Here is a 21073-nt window from a genome sequence, read left to right as displayed (position 1 = left end):
CGCGGGACGAGAAACAGGCTGGGAGCGGGGGCCGGAAGCGGGCGCCGGCCAGGACCCTGGTCCCAGGCCGAGATCGGCTCGACGGCCCGGGGCAAGGTCGCCCGCCGGTGCCAGAATGGATCATCAGATGACAGCCGCCGTGCCGCACCGGACAGTGACCGGAGACCGGAAGCGGAGGCGGCCGGGGGAAGGATCACCATGCCGGGAAGCGGCGTGCAGTCGTGGGCGACGCGTTTCGACGGACTGCCATGGACGCGCAACGACGCGCTCGTCGCCGTCGGGGCCGCGGTCGTGGACCTGATCGGCTTCACGCTCACCAGTCAGGTCGACCTGGGGTACGTCCCACCGGCCGGGTGCGTCGTCATGGTGGTCTCCGCGCTGCCGCTGCTGGCCCGGCGGCGGGCCCCGGTGCTGACGATGGCGGTCGTCCTGCTGTTCGGCCTGGCGCTGAACCTGAGCGTGCCGGTGGCGCAGCACTTCAACGCCACGATCGTGGTCGCCCTCTACACGGTCGTACGGACCCGGCGCGCGGCCGTGGCCGCGCCGACGGCGCTCGTGGTCGTGGCGATACCGCTGGTGGGGCTGGCACCGCGGCCGAGGCTCGTGGACGTGGTGGGCGGCGTGGCCAGCGGGGCGATCGTGGTCGTCGCCGCGATCGTGATGAACCACTGGCAGCGCGACATCGAGGCCAACCGCCGGTTGCTCGCCGACCGGGCGGTCGCCGACGAACGGCGTCGCATCGCACGCGAACTGCACGACATCGTGGCGCACCACATCACCACGATGCAGCTGATGGCCGGAGGCGCCCGGGCCAACCTCGCCCATGACCCGAAGGTGGTCCACGAGGCCTTGGTCGACCTGGAGTCCTCCGGTCGGATGGCACTGCGCGAGATGCGGCAGCTGCTGGACGTACTGCGCGCCGGGGAGGAGCCGGAGGAGGAGCCGGCCGCCCCCCAGCCGGGGATCGGGGACCTGGAGCGCGTCGTCTCCGAGTCGTGCCGGGCCGGCCTGCCCACCGCGCTGGACGTGCGGGGCGAGGAGCACCCGCTGCCGCCGAGCGTGGGCCTGACCGTGTTCCGGATCGTGCAGGAGGCGCTGACCAACGCCCGCAAGCACGCGGGCAGGGCGCAGGCGTCCGTACGGCTGACGTACGAGGCGGGTGGGGTGACGGTGGAGGTGACGGATGACGGCGCGGGAGCCGGGGGCGGCGCCGGGACCACCGGTACGGACGCGGGGTCCGGGTGGGGGGCCGGGGACGGTGCCGGTGCGCGGTCCGGTTACGGCCTGGTCGGGATGCGGGAGCGGGTGGTGCTGCACGGCGGGACGCTGGAGGCCGGTCCGCTGGACGAGGGCGGGTTCCGGGTGTCGGCCCGCTTGCCGCTGAAGGCCGGGGAGCACATGCTGATGACGACCGACGAGGGGGCGCTGCGATGAACGCGGCGATGGATGACGGTGGGACGGACGACGACACGGCGAACGACGGCACGGCGAACGACGCGCGCCGGGCGGTCAAAGTGCTGATCGCGGACGATCAGCCGCTGGTGCGGCGCGGGCTGGCACTGATCCTCGCGCCCGACCCGGCCTTCGAGGTCGTGGGCGAGGCGGGGAACGGCGCGGAGGCCGTGGCCCTCGCACACCGGCTGCGGCCCGACGTCGTCGTGATGGACATCCGGATGCCGGTCCTGGACGGGGTCGCCGCGACGGGGCAGCTGGCACAGGAGCTCCCCGGGTGCCGGGTGCTGGCGCTCAGCACCTTCGACATGGACGAGTACGTGGTGGCGGCGCTGCGCGCCGGCGCCTGCGGATTCCTGCCCAAGGACATCTCGCCGGAGGAGCTGGTCGCGGCGGTCCGGGTGGTGCACACCGGCGAGGCCGCGGTCGCACCGCGCCTGCTGACCAGGCTCATCTCCACGTACGTCAGGGCCCCGCGCCGCCCGGAGCCGCCCGTGGTGACCACGGGCGAGCTCACGCCGCGCGAGGCGGAAGTGTGGCGGCTGATGGCCACGGGGCTCGGCAACACGGAGATCGCCGGGGCGATGGACATCAGCCTGTCCACCGTCAAGAACCACATCACCAGCGTCTTCGGGAAGCTCGGCGTCCGTGACCGGGCCCAGGCGGTGATCGCCGCGTACGAGACGGGGCTGGTCGAGGTGGGCGGCGGGAACGCTTCCGCGGCTCAGCGGAACTCGTGAACCACTTGGATCTCACCCACGATATGGGCGTTGAATTCATCGAGTTCCTCGGCAGGCACCCACAATTCGAGGATCGTCCGCCCGCCGGCCTGCCGGACCGGGTACCGGCTCAGGAATTCCGATTCGACCTCGAACCGGGTGACGAAACCGGCGCCGTCGTGTTTCACGTTCCAGTCCCGCGCGATGCGCATCGCATAGTCCTCGTTGAGGACCGGGTAGAAGATCGGCTGCTCGGGCAGGCGCGGCGGCCAGGCGCGCCAGCCCGAATCCCGCACCAGCTCGAGCTCCTTGGGGCCGGTGGGGCGCCACAGGGTCGTCGTCGCCGGTCGGCTGGGCATGCTGATCACTCTCCGGATTCCGGGAACTTCCGGTACGGCTGTCCGGAGGGCCAGACGGTACCCGTACAACCGGCTCCGTGACCAGCCGGTTTCGTACCCCCGGACGCTTTCCCGTCGCCCGAGGGCCGTGAGCGGTGCGCTCACGGCCCTCGGGCGTGCGGGTGTCTACCGGTCACCAGCGGTACCAGCGGCCACGGCCGCCACTGGGCCCCGTGGAGCGCATGACGAAGCCGAGGAGCCAGAGCACCAGAACCGCGACGGCGACCCACCACAGCACCTTCACTGCGAACCCGGCACCGAAGAGGATCAGCGCGAGGAGCAGAACAAGGAGAAGGGGAACCATAGTTATCTACCTCCGAAACGACGCCTTCCCCGGATTCCCGTGCACACACCTTTGGATAAAGTCCCGCGGCACTCGCGGACCGCGTCGCGGCCCAGCACTCGGAGAGCTCCCGACGGGGCCTGCGCCGACGCCTCCGGCACCGCGCCGGGAGGCCCGGTCACCCAGTGTGCGACCGCACATCCGGAGCGGCGTAGCCGGGATCACCAAGTGAGGGAAGGGCTTCCATACGTCATCCGGCTTAGCTTCGCTCGTTCGCGTGCGCGTACGCGCGCGCGAATGGTTGGCTGATGGCGCGCATTTCCCGATGAGAGGGGCAAACAGCGCATGTCTACAGGCCCATTAGCGCCCGGAGTGTTCGTCAAGGAACAGCCCAGCGGAGTCAGGACGATCTCCGGCGCAGGGACGTCCACCCCTGCCTTCCTCGGGTACGCCGTCCGGGGTCCCGGTGATCACACGGCTTCCCCTCCGACCCTCGTCCGGAGCTGGCCCGAGTTCGTCGACCTCTTCCACTTCCGCTCACCGATGCGTGAGAAAGCGGTCGAGGAGGAGCTGAACAGGCTGGCCCGGGCCGTCGACGAGGTCACCGAGCTCCTCCGACCGCTGGAGAACGCCCTCCGGGAGGAGGCGACCAAGGACCCGGCCCCGACCGTCCCCCCGGAGGCGTTCGACCGGCTCGTCGAGGTCCGCACGGCCCAGTGGCGCGGTCAGCCGGTCGACCCGGCGGCCGAGCAGGAAGCCGAAGCCACCGCGGCGACCGTCTCCGGAGCCCACTCCGCCGAGTACGCGGCATGGAACTCGACCGGGGCCCGGCTGCTGCCGCTCTGCAAGCGCCAGGCGGAGCTGACCGTCTTCCAGAGGTACTTCACCGACGCGAAGACGTACCAGCTCGCCGAAGCCGTCTACGGATTCTTCGCCAACGGCGGGGCGTCCTGTTACGTCCTCCGGCTCGACCACGCCGCACAGGACCTCTCCGCGCAAGTCGACGGTGATCCCGTGCTACGCACCGGGCTCGCCGGCCTGAAGACCGTCCCAGAAGTGACCATGGTCGCCGTTCCGGACCTCTGGTCCAAGGGGGCCGATGCCACCACCGGGGCGACCGTCATCAGCAAGGTCGTGGGTCATTGCACGACCATGCGCAACCGGCTCGCCGTGCTGGAACCGCAGCCCGGCACGGCACCCGGCGACGTCCCCGGGTTCCTGACGAAGCTGGCGTCGCCGGACACGACCGACGCCGAGTTCACCGCGCTCTACTACCCGTGGGTCAACGTGCCGGGTGTCGACGGGAGCCCGCGCACCGTGCCGCCCTGCGGGCACATCGCCGGCGTCTGGGCCCGCACCGACGCCGAACGCGGCGTCTTCAAAGCCCCCGCCAACCAGAACCTGCGCGGCGTACTGACGCTGCCCACGCTGCTGACCGAGGCCCGCCACGGCGAGCTCAATGACAAGGGCGTGAACTGCCTGCGGGTCTTCCCCGACCGCGGGCTGCTGGTGTGGGGCGCACGTACGAGGTCCAGCAGCCGCGACTGGAAGTACCTCAACGTCCGCCGCCTCGTCTCCTTCCTCTCCGACTCCATCCGCCAATCCACCACCTGGGCCGTCTTCGAACCCAACGACGAACGACTCTGGGCCACCCTCCGCCACTCCGTCACCAGCTTCCTCACCGACCAATGGCGCCAAGGCGCCCTCCAAGGCCACACGCCTGCCGACGCCTTCTACGTCATCTGCGACGCCACCAACAACACCTCCAGCACCATCGACAAGGGCGAAGTCCACTGCGACATCGGCATCGCACCCGTACGCCCCGCCGAATTCGTCCACTTCACCATCACCCAGATCGCCGACGGTCCTGCACAGTCCCGCTGATCCGCCGGCCCGGCCGGTGCCATGAGGACAGACACGATGAGCCCAGGAGGCCCCGCACGTGTTGACCGGTGACACCTTCAGCAGCAGCACCTTCGCCATCGAACTGGGCAAGTTCCAGGTCGAGACCGTCCAGGACGTCTCAGGGCTGACCCTGGAACAGGACGTGGTCGAGACCCGCCAGGTCTCCTCCACGGGGGAACTGATCGTGCGCAAACAGCCGGGCGCCCGCCGCACCGGCGAAATCACGATCACCCGCGGCATGGACAAGAGCACCGCGTTCACCGACTGGATCAAGGCCACGCTCGTCAACGCCGATCTCGACAGCGCCCGGCAGAACATCACCATCGCCCTCAAGGACGCCAAGAAGCAGACCGTCCGGCGCATCCACCTGAGCAACGCCTGGGCCTCGCGCTGGGAAGGCCCCCAGCTCGGGGCGACGAACTCCAGCGTCGCCACGGAACAGGTGACGATCACCTACGAGGACATCACCGTCGAATAGCCCTCCCCCTCCCGTCAGGAAGCTCCGGAGCAAGGACAGCAGCAGATGATGAAGGAGAGGGAACAGCAGCGATGACCACACCGAAGCCCCCCGGCGTCTACGTCACGGAGCAGTCCAGCGGCGTCCGCATGATCGTCGGGGTGGGCACGTCCACTCCTGCGTTCCTCGGCTACACCAAGGTCCCGGACACCATGGGCGAGGGGACGTCCACTCCCCCGTTCGAGGCCGAGGAACGTACCCGTCCGCAGCAGATGCGCGGGTGGCAGGAGTTCGCCGCCCGCTACAGCATCCGCGAGCTGAGCGCGGAGCTGGCCGGCCTCCTGAAGAAGAACGTCAAGGAGGCGGAGGACCTCAAGAAGATCCGCGCACTGGAGCGATGCCTCGTGCTGGCGGAGGCCGTCTACGGATTCTTCGCCAACGGGGGCACGTCCTGCTACGTCGTGGGCTTCACCGACCCGTCGGCGGCCGTCGCGAGCACGGCGCTGCAGGGCAACGCCGAGGAACGGACGGGTCTGGGCGGGTTGGAGACCGTCCCCGAGGTGACCATGGTCGCGGTGCCGAACCTGTGGGACATGACCGCCGCGGTCTCCGATGCCGCAACGCCCCCCGCACCGGACCCGGCCAAGGGGCGGGAGCTGATGAGCGCCGTCGTCGGCCACTGCAAGGCTCTGAACAACCGCCTCGCGGTACTCGACGCCCCTCCGAACCAGACCGCCGGGCCGCTCAAAACCTTCGTCGACGTGCTCCCTTCCCAGGACTCCGCCGACGCCGAGTTCACCACGCTCTACTACCCGTGGGTGAACGTGCCCGGCGTCGACGGGAGCCCGCGCACCGTGCCGCCCTGCGGGCACATCGCCGGCGTCTGGGCCCGCACCGACGCCGAACGCGGCGTCTTCAAAGCCCCCGCCAACCAGAACCTCCGCGGCGTGCTCGACATCCCGGTCCTGCTCACCGACGACATGCAGGGTGAGCTCAATGCGAAGGGCGTGAACTGTCTGCGGGTCTTCCCCGACCGCGGGCTGCTGGTGTGGGGTGCGCGCACGAGGTCCAGCAGTCGTGACTGGAAGTACCTCAACGTCCGCCGCCTCGTCTCCTTCCTCTCGGATTCCATCCGCCAATCCACCACCTGGGCTGTCTTCGAACCCAACGACGAACGACTCTGGGCCACCCTCCGCCACTCAATCACCAGCTTCCTCACCGACCAATGGCGCCAAGGCGCCCTCCAAGGGCGCACGCCTACCGACGCCTTCTACGTCATCTGCGACGCCACCAACAACACCTCCAGCACCATCGACAAGGGCGAAGTCCACTGCGACATCGGCATCGCACCCGTACGCCCCGCCGAGTTCGTCCACTTCACCATCACCCAGATCGCCGGACAGCCCGGACAGCCCGGGCAGCCCGGGCAGAACAGCTAGCCCCGTGGCGCAGAAGCTCGTGGTGAGGGAGGGCGACCTGGTGACGCTCCAGGTGGCCTTGACCACGCCTGCGGTGGGCGCAGCACTCGCGCCGCCCCCTCCGCCCTTCCCGCTGCAGGGCTCGGCGGGCTTCCGGATCGAAGGGCACGTCGCCTGTGTTCCGGACGACATCGAATCCCTGCAGATCGTGGACGTCCCCTACGTGGTGACGCCCACGTTCCCCGTGCCGGGAGCCGGCACAGTCGTGCTCAAGGTGCCGCAGCGGAACCGCGCACGGTACGCCAGGACGGCGCGGGGAAAGGAGGTCGTCGTCGACGGCGGTCCGCTCGACCTGGTCTTCACCCCGACGAAGGCGGCGAGCATCGTCAATCCGCCCGCCGAGGACAAGGTGACGAGGTACGAAGGCACGGCTGTCCTCACCTGCGTCCGCGCACGGCCCGTCACGGCCGGCCCCGCCGCCTGACCGGCCCCGTTCGCGCTTGTGCCCCGGCCACCGGACTGGTGGCCGGGGCACAAACGCATCACGGCTGCCACCCGTCCCACGTTGACGTGGTCGCGTCAGAATGTCGATCATGGACGACCGCCGGCCCGAGCAACCCCCGCCACCCCAAGAGGCACCGCCGCCGTAGCCCGTCGACGCCCCGGAACCGGCGAAGGCGGCGGACGCGGACTCCGGTAGGCCCCGGCGTCGGAGGCCGTAGCGGAATCCGACAGCGCGCCCGAGGACGCCGAGGCTCCGGAGCCGGAGGCCGAGCGGTGGGACGACGACGCTCCGGATCCGGCGACTGCTGAGGACGCAGACGCAGACTCCGAAACCGTCCCGGCGGACGCACGCGAGGCGGATGCCGATCACACGGACGACGCCCCGGAACCCGTGGGCGCGGCGGACACAGACTCCGAGACAGACTCTGCAGCCGAGCAGGACGCGGGCGCCGAGCAGGCTGACGATGCTCCGAAGCCGCCTGCAGGCGACTCGAACCTGGCTGATGAGTCGCAGGCGACACCTGCGGATGCCTTGGGCGCGCTTGATGAGGCTGCGGAATGGTACGGCAACGACGCGCTGCGCGACGGCCCCCACTACCAGGAGGAGCTCGACGACCAGTTGGCGGCACGCGGACTGGACCACTCCGAGCATGACAAGCTCCGGCTCAGCCGGACCGACAAGCTGAGCGAGGAGCAGATCCGCGAGGTCGTCGGGGGCCGTGACACGATCAAGCTCGGAGAGGGCCGAATGGTGACCAAGGTGATCACTCCCAAAGTGAAGGATGCCTACCTGGACAACGCCGCGAAGCTCGGCGAGTAGGTGCCGGCTGGACTCCCGTACCACCGGGCGCGTCCAAGGCGTACCAGCTGCGCTTCCCGGCACCGCACGACATGCATGCCGAACCGGGCCTCGGCGCAGTCGGCGACCAGAAGCTGGCCAAGCGCGTCGCCGACATGGCCGGCCAGAGCAAGGGGTGGGCCGCAGATGACCCGTTCCTTGGAACCGGCTACACCGGCGGGGGTATCCCGGAGTGGACCGCCGAGGCCACCGGCCTCCCCCACCATGCTGAGATCTGGTGTATGCACGCCGATGGCACCGAAGAAGCCATCGGCTTCTTCGACAAGAACGAAGGACTGTGGAATGACATGACTGACCCTGCGAGCCGCCCCTTCCCGGTCAAGGGCCAGGTCGCCGTTTTCCACGGCAAGCTGTACCGGACCCGTCCCGCCGCGGGGCTGTGGCCGTACGTCGAGCTGCGGCCCGAGCCCGGCGGCCCCGCACCCGCGGGCCTCGCCCCGCGCGAGGCCTCGGACGGATCAGTGGGATACCCGGTTCCGCCGGAGCGCCTCGAAGCCTGGTACGCCGTGCAGTGGACGTTCCGCTGGCACGACGAGCCCTTCGAGTGCACCGCCGCAACGCCCACCACACTCTCGGGCAACTACCTCGGCTCCGACGAACACTTCGCCAAGGAACACCTCAAAGGCCGGGACCTCCGCTACCGCGGCGTCTTCCCGCGCGACGAGGTCACCGATCTGACGGAGCACCGCGAGGATCTGCTCCAGCCCCTGCACGCCCTCGTGCGGCGTCTGGAGGAGTTTGACCACTTCCGCCCTAAGACCTACGCGGTTCACCGCGGCCGGACGTATCCGGCCGCTGCCCAGGCCGACGCGGCGGGCCTCATCGCACTGACCACCGGGGACGACCGGCCTGAGGATCTCGTCGCCGACCCCCGGGATCCGAAGGGCGAGCACTTCCTGGCCACCCCTGAGCAGTTGGAGGCCTGGTACCGGACCCACTGGACCTTCCGATCGGAGGGCGAACCCTTCGATGTCCTCGGGACGGTGGACGGCAGGCTCAAGGGGGTCTACACAGGCGGCAGCTGGGGCTTTGCGAACAGCTGGCAGCTGACCCCTGAGGAGGGTCCCGACGGAGTGCCTCGATTCACGGTCAAGGTGGATCTCGACGGCGTCACCGACCTCGAACAGCACCGCACCGACCTGCTGCCCAAGAAGCAGTAGCCGTCAGCCGGTCGTTTCCGTCGCCCAGACGAAGTCGTAGCGGATCTCCCGTCCCTGGACGTGTGCGACTTCGTTGCGGTTGCGCAGTTGTACGGTGAACGCCGCCCCCGGCAGGAGGAGCACTTCCTTCTCCTCCGGCTTCTGGGAGAAGGCGGAGATGTCCCGCCCGCTGCGTCCGGCGAGCTCGAGCTGGTAGAGGACCCTGCGGCCGCCGGCGGTCGGGTACTGGAGGGGCAGGAATTCCTCGGCCTTCTTCCGCTTCTCGCTGGTGCTGGTGAAGCCGTTGAAGGACAGTCGCTTCCGGGGCCACATCTCCCAGCCGGCGCGGTACACCGTTCCCTTGACGGGAGGCAGCCGGTGCAGGGAGTCGGCGAGCATGTCGGCATGGGTCTTAGCCTCGGCCCGCAGCGTGCCGGCGAGGGCGTGCAGGCGTTTCCTGACGGGTTCGAGCCGGGCCGTCCGCTCCTGGTCACCGAGGCCCGGTGCCCGGTAGTCGTCGATCAGGCGTTGCAGCTCGTCGTCGCGCCACCTGGTGTAGGGCACCTCGGTGGGCACGCCCTGGGCGATCCGGGAGATCATCTCGTCGATCAGCCGGCCGACGCCGACCGACGTGAAGCCGCCGGGGGTGGTGAGAACGCGGTTGATGAGCTGGTGGTTGTCACCGGTGTACTGCGTGAGGGCGAGGAAGTGTGCGAAGTCGAGGTCCTTGCCGGGGTGGGCCGCACCGGCCGCCGCCTTCTTCTCCAGGTGCCGCTGCTTGCGGCGCGCGGCGCGCACCGTGTCGCCGTGGACGGTGAGCATCCCGCCGTCCTCGCGCCCGGCCAGCGCCTGCTGCTCGTAGAGCGCGGCGTACGGCGGCTCGGGGAGCTTCGCCTGCGGCAGCGTGGTGCGGACGAAGGCGTCGAAGTCCCGGTACATCGCGGCCACGTCCTTGGAGGACGCCGTCAGGCCGGACAGGCTCGCGAGCCCGGCCGCTTTCGCGCCGCGCAGGATCTCGTACAGCGAGTGGTCGCGGCCCGTCAGCATCCAGGAGGCCATGGCGAGGAAGAACGCTCCCTCGGAACGCTCCTGCCCGCCGCCCGCTCCTCCCGGCACGGCCTTCAGCCAGCGGAAGGCGCTGAGCATGCGCGTGGTGGTGCCGGAGATGCCCGCCACGAGGGGTGCGCCGCGCTCGTGGTGCTTGCGGTACCAGGCGGCCGCGGGGTCCATGGCGAAGAGTGCCTGCCCCGAGGCCCAGGGCAGGGGGAACTCGGGGCCCTGCCGGCCGGCGGGGACCACGGCCGCCCAGATGTCCTCGGGGGTGACGTCGTACTCCTGGGGACGGATCCGGTCCCCGTCGAGCCGGATTCCTTCGACGCGCAGGGGGGTGGTGCTGCGCTGTGCGTGCGCGCGTTCTGCTTCGCTCAGGGGGACCCCGAGGTCCTGGTGGTGGCGAAGGGTGCTCCTGCCGGGTCCGGTCCCGGTCTGGGCTTCGGGCCGCTCGGTCCTGCCCTGCTGGCTGCGGCCCATCGACACGGTGGTGCCGGTGCCGTGCTGGAGGGTCATGTTGCCCAGGGCGAAGACGTCCTTCGCGAACAGCCGTCCGATGTCCTGCGGCAGGTGCCCGAGGACCCTGCGGGTGCCACCGGTGAGGTACTCCCGCTGCGCGCCGAGGGCTTCGGTGTCGAGGCCGAGTTCACGGGCGCGTCGCAGGTCGCCGTCGAGGACGATGCGGTGCAGGAGGGTTTTGAAGGAGACGTCGCGGTCGTCCCCGGACGGCCCGGGCTGGGGGCCGTATTTGTAGTAGGCGGCGTTGTAGAAGGCGGTGACGAGCTCGCGGACGGTGGCGGAGGAGCCCGGGGCGGTCCACTGCAGGAGCCGCTCCCGGGCGTCTCCCCCCGGTTCCCCGGTGCCGACCTGGCCGGCGCTGGCCGGGTCGTCCTTGAGGAAGGCCCCGGCTGCCTTCTCCTCAGTGAACTCCGCGCTCAGCACCTCGTTCAGCCTCAGCACGGCCGTCCGGGCGGCGCGGCCGACTTCGGGGGCGGCCGCCAGTGCCGCGCCGAGCCGCCGTTCGTAGAGCTCGGCTTCCTGGTGCCAGCGGGGCGAGGCGACGAGGCGCCGGTGGCCGAACGGCGCGCCAGCCGCGGCCTGCCGTCCGCCGGTGCCGAGCGCGTGGGCGGCCGCCGCCGCGTTGCCGGCCTGCTGCTGGAGCTCCTTGAGCCGGCCGGCGAGGACGTCGCCCAGTACGGCCGGTGGGGGCGATGCCGAGGGTGCCGCGGCTTCGGGGACGGGCTCGTGGTGCTGCTCCGGCCCGGGGAGCGGGCCCGGGCTCACTGCGACACCGCCTGCGCCACCCGTACCGCCTGTGCCATTGCGGGGAACCGGGACTCGTCCACGTACCGCCCGAGCTTCGCGTACTCCTCCCGGACGGCGGCCAGCAGGTCGGCCGTGGCCAGGGGACGGTCGTCGTCGGCAGCGCGGTAGGCGGCGGTGACCGCGCAGCAGCGGATCGCGCCGCCGGGCAGGTCGAAGGCTCCGGCGAGCGCGGCGAGCGCGGCGTCGTCGAGGTCGGCGGCCCGGGGCGCCTCGGGGCCCAGGCAGCGGTCCCACAGGGTGCGGCGCTGCGTTTCGTCGGGGGCGGGGAAGTGCACGACGAGATCCAGCCGGCGCAGGAACGCGGGGTCGATGTTGGCGTGCATGTTGGTGGTGAGGAGGGCCAGGCCGTCGAAGGCCTCCAGGCGCTGCAGGAGGTAGGAGGTGCCGGTGTTGGCGTAGCGGTCGTGGGCGTCCTGGACGGCGGTGCGCTTGCCGAACACGGCGTCGGCCTCGTCGAAGAGGAGGACGGCGTTGACGGCGTCGGCTTCGGTGAAGATGCGTTCGAGGTTCTTCTCGGTCTCGCCGATGTACTTGTCGACGACGGTGGCGAGGTCGACGACGTACAGGTCGAGGCCGAGGTCCGCGGCCACCACCTCGGCGGCGAAGGTCTTCCCCGTGCCCGAGGCGCCGCTGAAGAGGGCGGTGACGCCGCGCCCGCGCCCCCCACCGGGCCGCATCCCCCACTGCCCGAGGACTCGGTCGCGGTGGCGGATGCGGCGGGCGAGGCCGCGCAGTTGCTCGTAGGGGCGCTCGGGCAGGACGAGGTCGGGCCAGGTGACGGCGGGCCGCACGCGGCGGGCGAGGCGGCCGAGGGTACTGCCGTTCCAGCTGCGGGCGGCGGCGTGGACGGCCGCGGGGCCGACGGGCGTGCCGTCCGCGTCGGCCTGGCGGCAGGCCGACGCGGCCACGGCGGGGATCCGGTGCGGGGCGATCCGGTACCGGGCGCCTGCGGCCGCCGCCTCGTCGGTTCCGGCAGCCGTCGCTTCGCCGGCCGCCCCGGCCCGGTGGGCGAGCGCGCGCAGCTCGTGCCGCCACAGCGCGGCCCGCGCGGGCTCCGTGAGGGGAGGGCACTCGATCAGGACGGGGGGCGTGGGCGTCCAGTGCGCGTCCCAGGGCTCCGGGCCGGTGAGGACGACCGGTACGGGCGGATCCGCGAGCGGGGCCAGGAGGCTGCGCACGCGCCCGGGGCCGGTAGAGGAGTCGGCGGCACCGACGGAGCCGAGGCTGACGGAGCCGACCGGGCCGACGAGCAGCCCGCAGCCCCGCAGCCGCGCTTCGAGGAGGGCGGCGCGGACCGCTGCCTCCGGGTGCGGCCCGTCGGCGAGGGCGGCGAGGTCGAGCCGGAGCGCCGGCCTGCCGAGCGCGGCCAGCGCCGTCTCGGCGATGCTGCCGGCCGCGCCGCCGGGCTCGTCGCGCAGGTGGGCGGACGGGTGGCGGGCGAGCAGCCCGGCGAGGCGGCGGGCCGTGGCGGCGAGCCGGCCGTCGTCCGGCGGCGGGAGCTGCGGCGCGGGCCGCGGGAGGCATACGGCGGTGCGCAGGGCGGCCGGCAGGGCGTCATGGCCCAGCAGGTGCGCGGTGACCCGGTCGGGGACGCGCAACGGGCGGGTCAGGTAGGGGCGTTCGGTGTCGTCGTCCTCCAGCAGGCCTCCGGCGCGCAAGGGGCCGTCGGGCGAGAAGAGGCGCCGGGCCATCGCGGAGGCGCTGGGGACGCCGCACAGGGTGAGGGCGAGGCCGGTGGTGGCGTGCCGGCAGGTGATGTCGTCGTTGAGGTATCCGTAACAGCGTTCGTAGCGTGCGTCGGTGTCGGGTGCGAGCGCGATCAGCAGCACGTCCACGTCCAGGGGGCCCAGGCCGAACTCCTGGGCGAGGCGTGTGAGGGGCGGTGCGGCACCGGCGGCGACGGCCGCCTCCTCGTGTGCGCGAAGGGCGGCGGTGAGACGGGCCTCGGCGGGGTCGGGAGGCAGCGGGCCGGTGGGGGCGTCCAGGAGGTGCGGGGCCGCGTCGTCGGAGATGTAGAGCCCCTGGAACGGGTCGAAGGGGGCATCGGCGGGCCCCGGGAGTCCGCCCGGGCCGGCCGCCGTCTCCTCACCGGTACGGACGGCGATGGCGCGCCGCACCCTGGCCTCGATGAGGGTCAGGCGGGCGAGGAGCCAGTCGGCGGCGGTGGGCGCCGCTGTCCCGGTGGCTTCGTCCGGGCGTGTCGGCGAGGGTGCGGTCATCGGCCCTCGCCTCCCGCGGTGATCTCCACGTTCTCGTCGCTCATCGCCAAGGGCTTGGTCACCCAGTGGTCGTAGCCGTCGGGGAGGTACGACAGCAAGGGCACGGTCACGGTGGCGTTCAGGGCGGGCACGAGCGTGTGGCCCACCGCGCTCCACAACTCCGTCAGGGCCCGGTCCTCGGCCGGCGGGTGGCCGACGTCGAGGAGGGCCTGCAGGTGCATCTGCTCCAGTTCCGGCGGGAGCCGCACTGCGAACTCGCGGCTCCTGGCGAAGCCGACGAGGAGTTCGCCGAGCATGCGGTGGGCGATGAGGGCGTCCGGGGCCCAGGCGCTGACGAGGTAGGACAGCCGGACGTACCGGGGCGGGTCGTGCTGCGCCAGTTTCTTCTGCTGTCCGGGTTCTCCGCCCTGTACGGGGCCGTACCGGTAGACGGTGCCGGTCTGCTTGCGGTCCAGGTCCTCGCGGATGTCGTACAGGTAGATGCCGACGGTCTCCGCGCCGGTCGTCTCCCCGTGCCCGCCGTCGCGGCCGGGGGGCTCGAAGGTGACGGGGAAGCCCGGCGGAAGGTAGGTGAGGTCATCCCGGACGCGCCCCTCCATTGCCTGGTCGACCAGTTCGATCATCTGCCCTGCCTCTGTCTGCCGCTGACGCCGCTGTCCGCGCCGGATGGATGGGGTCTCGTCCATGGATGGGGTCTCGTCCATGGATGGGGTTTGTACGGGGAAGGGTGGCGGGTGTCAGGCGGAGCCGTCCGGCCCGAGGATCGCCTGGCGGAGGTCGATGCCCAGAGCGGTGGTGCCCGCCTTCGCCGGCTCCGTGGTGTCGACCACCGCGACGGCGGCACCGGACGCGTCGGACACGTACACGCGCGGCTCCCCGGGATGCGGTGCGAGGGCGGCAAGCCCGGTGCCGGCCGGGACGGTGGAACGCAGTGCCCCGTTCCGGGTGTCGAGGATCGCGAGCGCTCCGCTGTTCTCCGAAGTCACGAAGAGCCTCTTGCCGTCGGCCGAGACCGCCACGGACTGCGGCGCGGTGAGGTGCGCGCCCTGCCAGGTCTCGGTGACCCCGGGCGGGCCGAGCGTGACGTCGGCGAGTCCGTCGGCGGTCAGGCACAGGGCGCTGCTGCCGTCCGGGCGGAAGACGGCGCCCGGACGAGCCCCCAGGCCGGGGGTGCCGCCCGCGAGCCGGGGCCGGGCGGGATCGCCCAGGTCCAGGACGTGGAGGCCGCCGCTTTCTCCCCCGACGAAGGCGTAGCCGCCCCGCGGGTGCACGGTGATGCTCCGGGTGCCGGGCGGGAGGGGGAGGCCCGGGCCGGGCAGGAGGACCGCTTGGGCGAGGTCACCGGTGACGTGCAGGACGTGGAGGAGGCTCGCGTCGCCGGAACGGGTCACCAGATAGGCGTGGCCGGTGTCACCCGGGTGGACGGCGATGTCTTCGACGGCGGGCAGGGGCTGCTGCACCATGCCCGTCACAGCAGGGCGGTCCGGCCGGGACGTGTCGAGCCCCCACAGGACGCCGCCCGCGGCACCGCCGTGAGCGGCGTCCTCCAGACCGCTGACGTAGCCCCACGGCTGCGAGGGGTGGAGGGCGATGCCGGTGGGCCGCGCGCCGCCGGTGAGCCGTACCGGCTCCGCCGCGGCGCGGACGGGCCGGCCGGCCGCGGACAGGTCGACGACGCGTACCTCGGGCACGGGGCCGGCGGCGTCCACCGCGTAGGCGTACGTCCCGCCCGGGTGCATGGCTACGGCGCACAGGGACGCGCCGGTGCTCAGTGAGGCGCCCCGGCCCGAAGCGGGCCCGGGCGGGCCGCCGCCGGGAGCCACGCCGTCGAGAGCCACGGCGTCCAGGCCGTTGTCCCGGGCGACATAGGCGTACGGGGCTCGGGGGTGGAGCGCCAGGGCCCGGGCATCCGCGGCCGCGTCCACGGAGCCGGAGCGAGAGCCGGAGCCGGAGCCGGAGCCGGAGCCGGACACAGCCGTACCGGTCCGTTGTGGGGTCCTGTCGAGGACGGAGATGCTGTTCCCGCCGTGGTTGGCGACGTAGGCCCGGACACCGCCCGGCGCGCTCGTCACGCCCATGGGGTCGTCGCCCACCCGGAGCGTGCTCACGTCGTGGTCGGCGAGACGGACGCACCGGACGGCCCCGGCGCGGCGGTCGGTGACGTACGCATAGGCGCCGTCCTCGGTGACGGCCACGTCCCACGGCTGCGAGTCGGCCGTCGCTCCGACCGGGACGGGCGTGACCATGGAGCCGAAGACCGTGACTGTCGGCCCGTCGAAATCGGCGATGCAGAGCGTGCCGTCGTCCGAGACGGCGGGCGAGTACGGAAGGACGTCTTTGTCGAGGGGTTCGGTCGTGCTCTTGCTCTTGTCGACGGCCTGCCGGGAGTCGTCCAGCGCGAGCACGGCCAGACGTGCCGGGCGCGAATCGACGGCCTTGTCGCCTTGGTTGACGACGCACAGGGTGTGGTCGTCGCGGCAGACGAGCCCGCTGGGGGTGTCGATGCCGACGGCCGACGCGGCGTTCGCCACGACCGTGACCGGCATGTCCCCTTCGAGGAGTACCCCGTACACCGTGCCCGTCGCCGTCTGCGCTCCCGGGTGGAGCTCTTCGTCGGCCGCGTACAGGAACCGGCCGTCCGGGGAGAGCGCGAGCCCGAGGTGGACGTTGGCCTGGTTCTGCTTGACGGTGATCGTCCCGGTGTGGTCCCCCTTGCCGTCGGCGACGTCGAACATCTCGACGGTGCCCCTGTTGCCGGCGGCGTTGGAGACGTAGAGGGTGGCTCCGTCGGGCGAGAGAGCAAGGCCGTAGGGCTGCACCAGTGCGGCGGGGCTCTTGGTGATGGTCCGGCGGAAGGTCCACGCGTGCCCCTCACCGTCGCGCCCGAGGACCGACACGGTCCCGTTCTGGTAATTGGCGACGTACAGCAGCCGTTCGTCCGGTGACAGGGCCATCTCGTGCGGGCCCGACAAATGCCCCGTCTCCGCGTCGATGACCGCCGTGTGTGCCCACCGGCCCGGGGCGTCCCTGGTGAGGACGGCGATCTGCCCGCCGGGCCGGCCCTCCTGGGTCTCGCCGAAGTCCGCGACGTACATCGTCCTGCCGTCGCGGGACAGGGCGACGCCGTCGGGCTGCCGGCACCGGACGACCTCCGCGCCGATCGTGAACGTGCCTCCGTGCGGGTCGACGAGCGACACCGTCGCCGTGCCGTGGTCGGCGGTCACCGCGTACCGGCTGTCCGGGGTGACGGCCACGCCGTGCGGCCGGGAACCCGGCGCGAGGGCGACGGGAACCACCCGGGCGCCCTCGCCGCCCTCCAGGGTCTGTCCGGAGGCGGGTTTCAGGAGGAGAAGGTGGTCCGAGTCCGGGCTGGTCGCGCAGGCGAACGTCCGGTTCGGCGCCACGGCGGCGTCCCAGGGCTTGTGCCCTGCCGTGAGGTCGACGGGCGTGCCGAGCGTCAGGTGTGCGAGATCCAGCACGGCGAGCTTGGTGGACGCGGTGTCGGCCGCGTAGGCCCACCGGCCGTCCGGGGAGACCGCGACCCCGGCGGGCTCCGAGCCGGCTCCCGTGCCGACCTCCCCCGCCTTGTAGGGGGCCGCGCGGACGGTGACGAGGTGGCCCGTCGCCTGGTCGGTGACGTACGCGTACTGGCCGCCGGGTCCGAACACCACGCCCGAAGGCACCGTGGCGACTTCGAGGTCCGCGGTCTCCTGCCCCTGCCCCTGCGTGTCCAGATGAATGGCGGTGACCTTCCCCGTCGTCCGGCTGACGACGTGGACCAGACGGCCGTCCGGCGCGAAGGCCACGGCGACGGGGTGCGCACCGGTCGCGACCGTGGCGACGGGGCCCATCCGCCCGCTCCCCCGGTCGAGTCCGGCGACCGCGACCGACGCCGAGCCGTAGGCGGCCACGCAGATGCGGTCGCCGGCCGGGCTCACCGCGACCGCGCGCGGCTCGGCGCCGACGGTCACCGGGGACCCTTCGGGCACTTCGGTGCCCTGGACGAGGTCGATGATCGTCACCGCACCGGCCGTGGCGTCCTTCCTGCTTGCGACGTACGCGAACGCCCCGCCCACGGACACCGCGGCCGCCCCGGTGGCTCCGCTCACCGGCACGGAGCCGGTCACGGACGGTGCGGCCGGCCCGGCCACGCCGATGACCGAGGCCGTACCGCCCGTCACGTCGACGGCACAGACCCGCTCCCCCGAGGGGGCCGCCGCCAAGGTGCACGGTCCCTTGCCGACCGCGAGTTCGGCCACGCGTTCGCCGTCCGCCTCGAACACCACGATCCCGCCCGAGTCGTCCGCCACGCAGACGCGGTCGCGGGCGAGTCCGGCGACGACGGAGACCGGCCCCGGACCGGTGGGAACGCTGTGCAGCACCACGGGCTCGGCACCGGTCAGGTCCACCACCGACAGCGTCCCCGAGCCGTGCTCGGCGACGTAGGCCCGGGTGCCGTCCGCGCCGGTGGCCACCGCGCGGGGGTTGCTCCCGACCGCGGCGGTGCGCGGCGGCTCCGGGCTCCCCGGCGTGCCGAGGCCCACGACGGCGAGCCGGTCCGCCGCCCAGTCCACGGCCAGCAGCCGGGGACCCCCGAGCGGGGTCCGGCTTCCGGCGCCGCCCTGTTCCGTCCCGCTCATGACGGCACCTCCGCAATGGTGATCCGGTGTTCGACGGAGTACACGGTCTCGCCCGGCCCGCAGCCGAGCAGGTCGACGGGCTCCCCGGCCGCGCCGCTGCGCGGATCGACCGGCGTCAAGGTCGCGGTGGCGACGCGGGCGACCCCGGGCACCCGCTCCAGGATCCGGAACGCCTCCCCCACGTGCACCGGGCGGCCCAGCGGCCAGCCGGTGCCGTCCGGGCCGCCGCCGACCGGGCTGAAGTACCGGTACAGGGCGCGCTCGGCGGCCGCCCCGAGGGCGGCCCGCTCGGCGGCGGTCCGGTAGTCGGCGGGCACGATGCGGGCGTCGATGCGGAGGCCCTGATAGCCGGGCTGTTCCAGCCACACGGGGACCCCTTCCGGCTGGCGGGCCCGCAGGGAGCGCCGCAAGGTGTCGCAGGCGTCGCGGCCGGGGGCGAGCATGTGGAACGGGAACCAGCCGCGTTCGTCGGCCGTGACGAAGGGGATGACCATGAGCCGTACGCCGGCCTGGGTGTTGCCGCCGCTGGTGTCCGTGTAGCCGTTCTTCCCGCCGCGTGTGGTGGAGGTGTTCGCCACCCCCACGACACCGTCCGCGGGCTCCCTGACGCGGTTGAGGCCGCCCGGGGGGATGTCGTTGGCGGCGGCGCCGAGGGTCACCTTGTACGGGCTGCTCGTCGTGACCTTCGTACCTGCCGGGGGAACCTTGCCGTACTGGCGGTTGCCGAGCCAGGGGCCGAAGTGCACCTGTCCCGTGCTGGCGTTGACGACGACGTGCTCGTTGCCGGGCTGGGAGTCGGTGAAGGAGAGGACGGTCGTCCAGTCGTCCTCGCCGACGCGGATCGCGGGCAGGTCGCCGTACACCGGCGCTTCGAGCACCGAGAGGACCTGTCCGGGCTCGCCCGTCGAGTCGGCCTCCTTGTGACCCGCGGGGTGTGTCGCGTACTGCACCGCAGGCACGTCCTTCGTGGTGCCGGAGTCGGCATGGACGGTGTACGCGGTGTCGTCCGTGCCCTTGGGGTCGAGGATCTGGACGGCCAGCCAGCAGGTGGCCCCGTCCACCGGAAGGTCCTGGCCGGGGGCATCGAGGACCTCTTGCGGCGTCGTGGCGACCTCGCCCCGGTCGACCGCGGCCAGCCACCGCGCGGAACCGGCCAGGGGAACGGGGTGGGCGGCGAGGGTCGCCTCCTGCCCGCCTTGTCCGCCCTTTTCGCTCCCCGCGACCGTGATCTGCTCGGCGGATGCGGCGGCATACGCGCACGGTAAGGCGGGGTCCCACCAGGGCCTGCCCTTGCGGGGGGCGAAGACGGACACCGCGATGCGGTCGCCCGGCTGCCGCCCGTCCCCGGACGCCGCGATCCATAGGGTGAGGTTCCGCGGATCGTGCGGTTGGGTGATGCGCACCAGGGCGAGCACCAGCCTGCCGTGTTCCTTGAAGGGGCCGGAGAAGCCGGACTGCGCCGCGTAGCTCCCGGCGAGGAACATCTCTTCGGCAGCGGTAACGTTCGGGCGGAGGCGGAGGGGGGCCGTGCCCATGGGTTCGGGGAGCACGCGGACGGCCGCCGCGGTCGTGGTGAAGACCGTCTTTCCATCCTCCGTCGTGACCTGTGCCCCTGGGGCCACCTCGCGCAGGCCGGGCGCGAGAGTGAACCGTACGTCGGTCCTGGCGGGCTCCCAGGGGACGTAGTTGCGTGCCGGGTCGAGGGCGTCGTCGGTCAGGTCCCGGATGTGGTGGATGCGGGCCATGCCCGCGGAGGCGGCGAGGGCCAGCTGCTCGTAGTCGCGCGGGACGACGGCCCGTTCGGGCACGGGCGAACCGAGCGGCAGGCGCATCGCGCAGGCGGCGGCGCTCTCGCGTTCCGTGCCGCCGACGGCGGGGGCGGGGTTCGTCACGGACGAGACGTAGGGCAGCGGCGTCCGCACCACCGTGATCGTCCGGGCGGGCACGTTGCCCCGGACGCCGCCGCCGGACAGATAGCGCCGCGCCCGGACGACCGCGCCCGCGGGCAGCGCCGCCCCGTGCTGCCGCGGACCGCGGGCCCCGGCCACCAGCGGCGCGAACACGGCCTCGCCGGTGCGCGGGTCCAGGGTGAAGTGCCGGTCGCCGGGCCCCGATCCGGCGAGCGAGGCGACGTGTGTCCACCGTTCGGTGCGCCCGCCGAGGCCGGCCTCGACGACGAGGGGGTCGGTGGACCGCGACATCGGCGGGTGGGCGAAGCGGAAGCGCTCGCCGGGGCGGCCGGAAGCCGTCCCCAGCGTCTCGTCCTGGACGAGCCGGGCCTGGACGACCGGGACGGGCACGCTCAGCACGGGGTTGAGGGCGACCTCGGTCAGGGGAACCTGTCCCGCTTCGGTGCGGTAGCGGATCAGGCCCACGTCACGCAGCCGGCGCGGCGCGTCCTGCGCCTGTCCGGGATCCGTCTGCCGGTGGAGGAGGAGCTGGGCGGGGGCGTGGGCGGACGGGAGGTCGAGGGTGATCCGTCCCGGCAGTCCGGGACCGGTCACGCTGTCCGTCACGACGCGGCACGGCGTCCAGTGCGTCCCCTGCCAGGCCTCCCACCGGCCCCGCGCCGTACGGCCGCCGTCTCCGGCCGTGGTGGCGAAGGCCTCGCCCAGCCGGACGTCGAGCGTCACCCGGGTGTTGGGGACGGGCACGGACAGGACCATCAGGGCGTAGGGATCGGGCTGGGCGGGCGGGCCGGCGG

The 21073-nt window shown here is 72.5% G+C and carries 15 protein-coding genes; 8 read left to right on the top strand and 7 right to left on the bottom strand.

Annotated elements, in window-relative coordinates; genetic code table 11:
- The first annotated feature begins 198 nt into the window (after positions 1-198).
- Together ACSNOG_RS18735 and ACSNOG_RS18730 are read left to right on the top strand one after the other, a co-directional pair.
- The gene (locus ACSNOG_RS18735; protein WP_436753797.1) at positions 199-1434 is read left to right on the top strand and encodes a sensor histidine kinase; all 1236 of its coding nucleotides are present in this window, start codon (positions 199-201) and stop codon (positions 1432-1434) included.
- An 8-nt stretch (positions 1435-1442) separates the two neighbouring features.
- Complete coding sequence (locus ACSNOG_RS18730) at positions 1443-2192, top strand: response regulator (protein ID WP_436753796.1); 750 nt, start codon at positions 1443-1445, stop codon at positions 2190-2192.
- Here ACSNOG_RS18730 and ACSNOG_RS18725 read toward each other — a convergent pair.
- Together ACSNOG_RS18725 and ACSNOG_RS18720 are read right to left on the bottom strand one after the other, a co-directional pair.
- Positions 2177-2530 (bottom strand): hypothetical protein, encoded by a 354-nt coding sequence (locus ACSNOG_RS18725; RefSeq protein WP_436753795.1) that lies wholly within the window; start codon positions 2528-2530, stop codon positions 2177-2179. The genes ACSNOG_RS18730 and ACSNOG_RS18725 overlap by 16 nt on opposite strands.
- 172 nt (positions 2531-2702) lie before the next feature.
- Positions 2703-2873 (bottom strand): hydrophobic protein, encoded by a 171-nt coding sequence (locus tag ACSNOG_RS18720; RefSeq protein ID WP_436753794.1) that lies wholly within the window; start codon positions 2871-2873, stop codon positions 2703-2705.
- Positions 2874-3395: 522 nt separating this feature from the next.
- Here ACSNOG_RS18720 and ACSNOG_RS18715 point away from each other — a divergent pair.
- From ACSNOG_RS18715 to ACSNOG_RS18690, 6 genes are all read left to right on the top strand, one after another.
- Positions 3396-4736 carry a phage tail sheath family protein gene (locus ACSNOG_RS18715; RefSeq protein WP_436753793.1) on the top strand — a complete coding sequence of 447 codons (1341 nt, stop codon included), beginning with the start codon at positions 3396-3398 and terminating at the stop codon, positions 4734-4736.
- Positions 4737-4794: 58 nt separating this feature from the next.
- Positions 4795-5235 carry a phage tail protein gene (locus tag ACSNOG_RS18710; protein ID WP_436753792.1) on the top strand — a complete coding sequence of 147 codons (441 nt, stop codon included), beginning with the start codon at positions 4795-4797 and terminating at the stop codon, positions 5233-5235.
- Between the two features lie 71 nt (positions 5236-5306).
- Positions 5307-6653 carry a phage tail sheath family protein gene (locus ACSNOG_RS18705; RefSeq protein ID WP_436753791.1) on the top strand — a complete coding sequence of 449 codons (1347 nt, stop codon included), beginning with the start codon at positions 5307-5309 and terminating at the stop codon, positions 6651-6653.
- Positions 6654-6657: 4 nt separating this feature from the next.
- Positions 6658-7116, top strand: coding sequence for a hypothetical protein (locus tag ACSNOG_RS18700; protein ID WP_436753790.1), 459 nt, complete (start codon positions 6658-6660; stop codon positions 7114-7116).
- Between the two features lie 411 nt (positions 7117-7527).
- The gene (locus tag ACSNOG_RS18695; RefSeq protein ID WP_436753789.1) at positions 7528-7956 is read left to right on the top strand and encodes a hypothetical protein; all 429 of its coding nucleotides are present in this window, start codon (positions 7528-7530) and stop codon (positions 7954-7956) included.
- Positions 7957-8027: 71 nt separating this feature from the next.
- Entirely contained in the window at positions 8028-9155 is a 1128-nt protein-coding gene (locus tag ACSNOG_RS18690) for a hypothetical protein (protein WP_436753788.1), read from the top strand.
- A 3-nt stretch (positions 9156-9158) separates the two neighbouring features.
- On the opposite strand, the gene ACSNOG_RS18685 is transcribed toward ACSNOG_RS18690, so the two are convergent.
- The 5 genes from ACSNOG_RS18685 to ACSNOG_RS18665 form a co-directional block, all read right to left on the bottom strand.
- Positions 9159-11468, bottom strand: a complete 2310-nt coding sequence (locus ACSNOG_RS18685) for a hypothetical protein (RefSeq protein WP_436753787.1) — start codon at positions 11466-11468, stop codon at positions 9159-9161.
- Positions 11465-13729, bottom strand: a complete 2265-nt coding sequence (locus tag ACSNOG_RS18680; protein ID WP_436753786.1) for an ATP-binding protein — start codon at positions 13727-13729, stop codon at positions 11465-11467. Before ACSNOG_RS18680 ends, ACSNOG_RS18685 begins: the two co-directional genes overlap by 4 nt.
- Positions 13726-14433: a DUF4255 domain-containing protein gene (locus tag ACSNOG_RS18675; protein WP_436753785.1), complete on the bottom strand. Its 708-nt coding sequence runs from the start codon at positions 14431-14433 to the stop codon at positions 13726-13728. Before ACSNOG_RS18675 ends, ACSNOG_RS18680 begins: the two co-directional genes overlap by 4 nt.
- 33 nt (positions 14434-14466) lie before the next feature.
- Positions 14467-18369: a beta-propeller fold lactonase family protein gene (locus ACSNOG_RS18670; protein WP_436753784.1), complete on the bottom strand. Its 3903-nt coding sequence runs from the start codon at positions 18367-18369 to the stop codon at positions 14467-14469.
- The coding region (locus ACSNOG_RS18665; RefSeq protein ID WP_436753783.1) for a baseplate J/gp47 family protein at positions 18366-21073 on the bottom strand (2708 nt) is incomplete at its 5' end. The genes ACSNOG_RS18665 and ACSNOG_RS18670, both read right to left, overlap by 4 nt.

The organism is Streptomyces sp. URMC 124, from assembly GCF_051386455.1.
Taxonomy (GTDB): Bacteria; Actinomycetota; Actinomycetes; order Streptomycetales; family Streptomycetaceae; genus Streptomyces.
This window is presented reverse-complemented; position numbering and strand designations above follow the sequence as displayed.